The sequence below is a fragment of the Salinimicrobium xinjiangense DSM 19287 genome, from assembly GCF_000423585.1.
Classification (GTDB): Bacteria; Bacteroidota; Bacteroidia; order Flavobacteriales; family Flavobacteriaceae; genus Salinimicrobium; species Salinimicrobium xinjiangense.
Map to the genome: position 1 here is coordinate 1 of NZ_AUIG01000046.1, position 4,487 is coordinate 4,487.

Sequence of the window (4,487 nt, forward strand, 5' to 3'; positions counted from 1 at the left end):
TCCTGGAAGTAAAAAAAAGCTACTGGTTAGACACTCACTCAGCCGCAAAGTGGCGCTTTTTTTTTATCATTTTTGGATGGCTAGTGACGGACATTTTTAACGAAGGCCAAAACAGCCGGAAATTCCAGAGGTTTAAAACATATAGGAACGGAAAAAAACGGTGCGCAACAACGATTAACACAAATGCTGCAAACCTCTCAAAAATAGCATTTTTGAGTACCTTTAAAAATAGAACTTAAAAGATCAATTCGTGTCCCCTACTCCGCACTTGTGTTAACCGGGGCCGTTGTAGAAAATGCCGCTGACTAACTCAGATAGATAAATATTCGTGAAAAATAAATGAAAAAATTAAATCAAAACCAGACCATCGGAATTGGAATTATAGTGGTAGTAATAACTGCTTCCTTATTAATTGATAGTGAAAGTTTATTAATAGGGGTTCCATCCGGTTTGGCTGCTGCTGTGGGTGTCGGACTAATTTTGAAATGGATACCTTTTAAAAAAAGCACTTCCTAAAAAATTCCTGTTTGGATTGAAATTCGGCGGACCATCTCACTCAAGTGGAGAAAAAGTTCGGACGAAAAAATCCTCTTTTGAGAGGTAATAAATTATAAACTTTAAAAGCAAAACGCAGCGGATTGAAAAGCGAAATGGTTCACTCGGGCGGGCGGCACATTCTACAACAACATATAAAAACAATGCTTAATTTGCTCTTGAATCGAAACACCGTGCTCGCTTGCTCAGCGGATTGTCCTGCGGACAATCACGCGCGCCAGCTCGCACTGTTTTTATACGGGACGTTGTAAAACATTTAAAAACATATTATTCTAAAATATGACCGACGAAGAAAAAATTGGTGATTTAATTAATAAGTACAATAATTTGGAATTATTAATTAATCACGTAATCTCTAATTATTTCTCACCCAATAAAAATGAAAAAGATTTTCACGAAATATTACTGAATGGAACTGTGATTGGAATGGGACAAAAAATTAAAATATTGGCCAATATGACCGGGTTTGACAATAACAAATCAATTCATAATTTGGGTGAAATTTTAAGAATTAGAAATGCAGTGGTTCACAATAATCCTTATGTGATTATTGACCCAAATATGAATCCAGATGAGCATATTTCATATAAACATATGCAACGTAAACTGGACGTTATGAATTCTTCCGGGAAAATTAAAACGAAAGATTTCGATGAAGAATACCTGAGATTTAATGAATTGCTTGATTCTGTAGTTCCTAATATTCAAAAATTTAATTTAAGCATTACCCACTTATAAATCGTGTAGGTTAAAACGTTTTACAACAATGTATAAAAACAATGCTTAAATCAGTCCTGAATCGAAACTTCTTGATTTCTTGCTTAGCGGATTGTCCTGCGGACAATCACGCACGCCCGCTCGCACAGTTTTTATACGAGACGTTGGCAGCAAGTTAGCAGAACATCCAAAAAACGAATATCTAAAATGAAAAGAATTACTTTCCTAATCATTCTTCTGATTTTGACAGGTTGTAGATATTTTAACGTCAGCCCAGTCAACGGACTTACGATTAAAAACTTGACCGAAAAACCGACTCAAAAAGAGATTGTGGGACTTTGGGAAGTTGATAAAATCAGCTACGATTTGATTGAAGAAAAAGGTTACGAAAAGAAGGAAATTGAGTTAAATCTAAAAAGTAACGGAACTTTTGAAATAACCAATCTGCCGAATTTTATTAATGTATTTGATCAAACATCAGAAAAATACGTGGACACAGACGGAACCTGGCAAATTGGAAAAGATTCTAAAGAAGAAAATTGGGTATTACATATGCGTTTTAATGATAGTAATTTATATGAAAATGGAATGTCGACTTCATATGATTTGTTCTTAGAAGAGGAAGGTATTATTATTTGGGATTTTATCGGAGACCCAGATTCAGGAGAAAGATTTTTATATCGGAAAAAATAAAAAACCTGCTGCCAACACTGTATAAAAACAATGCTAAAACCTGTTCCAATTCGAAACTCCGTGCTCGCTTGCAGCGCCTGATTGTCCTGCGGACAATCAAGCTCGCCAGCTCGCACTGTTTTTATACGGGACGTTAGCCACAAGCTAAAATGACGCATATTCCAGATAATCCGAAAACGGACATTACGCCGACTGAGTTTGAAAAATTAATCCACGATTACTTTTCAAATCTTGGAAAAAATTTAAGTGCATTTAAATCGACCCATAACCTCATAATTAAAAAACCCGATGGTGATTATCAAATAGATGTTTATGCCGAATTTGAAGTTTTTGGTTCAGTAATCAAAGTACTTGTTGAATGCAAAAAGTATAAAAATTCCGTAAAAAGGGAAACTGTACAATTACTATTTGATAAGCTGCGAGCTACCGGAACACAAAAAGGATTGATTTTTTCCACCAGCGGATTTCAATCGGGCGCAATTAAATATGCTCAAGAACACGGAATCGCTTTAATTAAGGTTTTTGAGGGCAGACTTAATTATTTGACAAGAAGTAAAAATTCAAGTTTAGCAACTCCTCCTCATTGGGTCAATTTACCTGCTTATCAAGGAGAATTTACGTTTGATGGCTACATTAATTACCTTCAGGTCGGACATTTAGATTCATTAGAAAACTTTATTTTCGGAGATAAAGCCAGTGGCTAACAACGTTTAACACAAATGCGGCAGAACAGTCAAAAATGGCATTTTTGAGTACCTTTAAAAAGAGTATTTAAAAGATAAATTCCGTTCCCCAACTCCGCACTTGTGTTAACCGGGACGTTAGGCAATATTAAATACAGCACTAAAATTAAATTATGATAATTAAAGAACTACAATTGCTTTCAGAAGCTTTGTGGGAAAGCGTTAAATCAGACTTGAAATTTTTTGCACCAATAAAAGTTTTCGTAAAAAAGCTTTCCGAAGTAGATTATACAGATTCAGAAAGTCTTCAAGACATCAAAATGTATTCTGATAAAATCGAAGAGTTTTTTAAGAAATACAGGCCAAAACCAGGAGTATTTTATATACCACCACCTCAAACTTCCAAAAATGACACTACGGTTAAAAACATTTATACACTGACTCAACAACTTTTATCTTTATCAGAAATTGAATTACAGAAAGAGTTTGACAGTATAAAGCCGTTACCTCAAAAAAAATCAAGCGGATCAGGACAAATATTTATTGGGCACGGTAGAAGTAAACTTTGGGCACGACTTCAAATTTTCCTAAAGGACGATTTAAACTTAAAAACACTGACTTTTGAGGATGAATCAAGAACAAGTGAAAGTATAATTAATGTTCTGGGAGAATTTTTGGACAAATCTTCTTTAGCCATCTTAGTAATGACCGCAGAAGATGACACAGCAGATGGTAAATTGAGAGCAAGACAAAATGTAATTCACGAAGCTGGTTTATTTCAAGGCCGTTTAGGTTTTGACAAGGTTATTATACTCAAACAAGATGGAATAGAGGAGTTTTCAAATATCGCAGGCTTACAATATATTCCTTTTTCTGGTGACAATATTGAACAATGCTTTTATGAATTACAGAGAAAATTCAAGAAGTTAGGACTGATAAAATAACATTGCCTAACAACGTATAAAAACAATGCTTAAACCTGTCTCGAATCGAAGCTCCGTGCTCGCTTGCAACGCCTGATTGTCCTGCGGACAATTAAGCTCGCCAGCTCGCACTGTTTTTATACGGGACGTTGCCATTAATTTAAAAAACCAATGAACAAACTATTAAAAATTGTCTTTGTTGCTCTTGCATTTTATAGTTGTACCGACGCAAATCAAACTGAGAACACTATCGCACAATTAGAGATTCTGCGTGCAGAGAATGATAGCCTGAGAGACATAATAGCGGACGTAAATACTAAATTTGTGTTCGATAGTATTTCCTTTCGTGAAATATATGGTAAAGACAATAGAAATGAATTAAATACCGACTTCGAAATGGAATTACTGGTGGTGGGTTATAATCCAAACAAGAGCTACTTTGTTAAATACGACTCGATTGTTAACGGACAAAAATTTAATTCCGATACTCTTTTGCAGCGCAATGGCGGATTCAAGTACAGCACTAAACTTGATGAAAAAGAAAACGAAATTTTTATTGAAATGGATATTGATAACGAATATGGGCAAGAAAGGAAAGCACTTCTTTATGATGTCATTCGGACAAAAAACTAATGGCAACAACGTATAAAAACAATGCTCAAACCTGTCTCTAATCGAAAGTCGGTGCTCGCTTGCAACGCCTGATTGTCCTGCGGACAATCACGCTCGCCAGCTCGCACTGTTTTTATACGGGACGTTGTACACAATTATAAAAAAATGAGAGTAAAAAACAGCATAAATCTAAAGCAAGTAAACCTAATTTTGTAAGCTTCCCTTAAAACCGAACTGTTTAAAAGTAGAATAATTCTTAATTTTAAACAGTATGAAAAAAGCAAATTTTCTCCACAGCAAATCT

At 35.1% G+C, this 4,487-nt stretch carries 7 protein-coding genes; all 7 read left to right on the forward strand.

Annotated elements, in window-relative coordinates; all coding sequences use genetic code 11:
- The coding region (locus G564_RS20600) for a hypothetical protein (protein WP_037374032.1) at positions 1-239 on the forward strand (239 nt) is incomplete at its 5' end.
- Between the two features lie 100 nt (positions 240-339).
- A complete protein-coding gene (locus tag G564_RS20335) occupies positions 340-516 on the forward strand; it encodes a hypothetical protein (RefSeq protein ID WP_156879239.1) in 177 nt (58 codons plus the stop codon).
- Between the two features lie 318 nt (positions 517-834).
- Positions 835-1,293: a hypothetical protein gene (locus tag G564_RS0112965; protein WP_029038033.1), complete on the forward strand. Its 459-nt coding sequence runs from the start codon at positions 835-837 to the stop codon at positions 1,291-1,293.
- Between the two features lie 186 nt (positions 1,294-1,479).
- Positions 1,480-1,965, forward strand: a complete 486-nt coding sequence (locus G564_RS0112970; protein WP_156879240.1) for a hypothetical protein — start codon at positions 1,480-1,482, stop codon at positions 1,963-1,965.
- Positions 1,966-2,114: 149 nt separating this feature from the next.
- Positions 2,115-2,669, forward strand: a complete 555-nt coding sequence (locus G564_RS19315; protein WP_051205458.1) for a restriction endonuclease — start codon at positions 2,115-2,117, stop codon at positions 2,667-2,669.
- Between the two features lie 152 nt (positions 2,670-2,821).
- Positions 2,822-3,592 (forward strand): TIR domain-containing protein, encoded by a 771-nt coding sequence (locus tag G564_RS19990; protein WP_051205460.1) that lies wholly within the window; start codon positions 2,822-2,824, stop codon positions 3,590-3,592.
- 150 nt (positions 3,593-3,742) lie between these two features.
- Complete coding sequence (locus tag G564_RS0112985; RefSeq protein ID WP_245583692.1) at positions 3,743-4,204, forward strand: hypothetical protein; 462 nt, start codon at positions 3,743-3,745, stop codon at positions 4,202-4,204.
- Positions 4,205-4,487 lie beyond the last annotated feature (283 nt).

Bases quoted from the DNA above. Each gene is read 5' to 3' on its own strand.
- G564_RS0112985 (WP_245583692.1), top strand. From the start codon at position 3,743: ATGAACAAACTATTAAAAATTGTCTTTGTTGCTCTTGCATTTTATAGT.
- G564_RS19315 (WP_051205458.1), top strand. From the start codon at position 2,115: ATGACGCATATTCCAGATAATCCGAAAACGGACATTACGCCGACTGAG.
- G564_RS0112965 (WP_029038033.1), top strand. From the start codon at position 835: ATGACCGACGAAGAAAAAATTGGTGATTTAATTAATAAGTACAATAAT.
- G564_RS19990 (WP_051205460.1), top strand. From the start codon at position 2,822: ATGATAATTAAAGAACTACAATTGCTTTCAGAAGCTTTGTGGGAAAGC.
- G564_RS20335 (WP_156879239.1), top strand. From the start codon at position 340: ATGAAAAAATTAAATCAAAACCAGACCATCGGAATTGGAATTATAGTG.
- G564_RS0112970 (WP_156879240.1), top strand. From the start codon at position 1,480: ATGAAAAGAATTACTTTCCTAATCATTCTTCTGATTTTGACAGGTTGT.